Below are 1,707 nucleotides of genomic sequence, written 5' to 3'. Positions count from 1 at the left end.
TACAAAGAGCACCTTTCGGGGTGTTCTTTTTTGTACGTTCTTACTAAATTAGCGCAATTGACACAGTTGTTGCGACTTTAGTCGCTTACAAATGTGGCTGCAAACTGACAAAGTCAGTGATAACAAAAAATTAATCAATACGATACGATCAACGTTTACGGATATTTAAGGATTTTCACTTGGATGTCTTTTTAGGGGAGGACTTGACTATGTATGAGAAAGATATTATGATAGTCAGGACGGTAGTTGATTAAGGCAGTGACTGAAGGCCGAAGTAGCCAAATAGTTTGAGTTTCTACGGTTGATTTGCTTATGACGAAGCCGATGGCAGGAGATTTACTAGTCACGAGGCCACGCAAGGATATGATTCCTGTTCAACAACTAGAATTGCCTGGGGCGACTAGTAAACTACTTGCCTTGCTGGTACGATAACTTGTGTTAGCTTTACCAGTGTCTAAAATTACATCTAAATCAGATTTTTATGTATAGAACTTTGCATCAACGTTTTATCATCATATGGATTCTAAGTATGCTGAACAGACAATGAGGACCATGGAAGCCCCTAGAAGTTACATCGGTTTATCTAAATTTGATTTAGCTAGTAAGATGCAAGATGCTTATCAAATATCTCCTGCTTGGAGTAATGTGAAACTTCGTGGAGAGTTCGATACACTTCAGATAATGGATAATGTGTATGTTCCTAAGGAAGCCAGAGATGCAGGAAAAGTTTTGGAGCCAATCACATCTTATTATCCCGAATATGGGAAAGGAGGCTATCCACAATTGAAAACTAATTCGGTAATTGAATTTTAAAAAGTGGATCTTATAGGTGACTAATATGAATTATGATGATGTTAAAGAAAAATTATGTAATATTATTATTAAATACATTGATAATCCAGACATACGTTTACAAATGTTAGAGCAAGCAAAGTCTGTTAATACTGTGAGAGGTGTACTCTATAGTTTAGACAAAGAAAAAAACAGAGATTTAACTCAAGAGGAGATTGATTTTTGTAAAGATTTATTTTTTTACTTCGGTTAAAAAATTTTTTCTAGAGTTTGGGATAGATTCTACGATAATTTCTCTATAGTCTAAAAATTTTACAGCAATTACTATTAAAGATAATGTTGTGGATGAAATCGTTAGAACCACATCTTTTGAAGACTTAAATAAAATTTACTTAAATGTTAAATTACAATACTAGGAGAAAAAATGAACTTACAATTTACCAAATTTGCAGCTATGCCAGAAGAAGTCATTGAAAAGTACGCCCCAAAAGTTCCAGATGAATTAGTGGAATTGTGGAAACAATATGGACTGGGCTTTTTACTTGATGGTTATCTAAAAATTATCAATCCAGAAGAATATGTAGAATTTGTGCAAAAGACCTATTTTAGAGGTGATTTATCTATTCCTGTTTTTATAACTGCATTTGGGGATATTATCACTCTGGAGGAAGGAAACTATCTGAGAATTGTAGAATACAAGGAGGAAAATTTCACCACTATTTTAGAAGATATGTACTATTTTCTAGAAGATTTAGAGGATGAAGAGTTGTTAAAGGACTATTTTGATATTCCTTTCTATGAGGAAGCGATTAAGGAGTATGGGAACTTGGATTACAATCAATGCTTTGGTTTTGTTCCTCTTCTTGTACTTGGAGGAAAAAGAGATCTAACCAATATTGACAAGGTTGGCATAAA

3 protein-coding genes are annotated in these 1,707 nt (G+C 33.8%); all 3 read left to right on the top strand.

Annotated elements, in window-relative coordinates:
• Positions 1-552: 552 nt before the first annotated feature.
• On the top strand, positions 553-813 hold the full coding sequence (locus tag HMPREF2805_RS04115) for a hypothetical protein (RefSeq protein ID WP_075231517.1): 261 nt from the start codon (positions 553-555) through the stop codon (positions 811-813).
• Positions 814-838: 25 nt separating this feature from the next.
• Entirely contained in the window at positions 839-1,045 is a 207-nt protein-coding gene (locus tag HMPREF2805_RS04110) for a hypothetical protein (RefSeq protein WP_075231516.1), read from the top strand.
• Positions 1,046-1,216: 171 nt separating this feature from the next.
• The coding region (locus tag HMPREF2805_RS04105) for a T6SS immunity protein Tdi1 domain-containing protein (RefSeq protein WP_075231515.1) at positions 1,217-1,707 on the top strand (491 nt) is incomplete at its 3' end.

It is taken from the genome of Streptococcus sp. HMSC034E03 (genome assembly GCF_001811505.1).
Lineage (GTDB): Bacteria > Bacillota > Bacilli > Lactobacillales > Streptococcaceae > Streptococcus.
The sequence above is the reverse complement of the archived record's forward strand: the minus strand, read 5'-3'. Positions and strand labels throughout refer to the sequence as shown.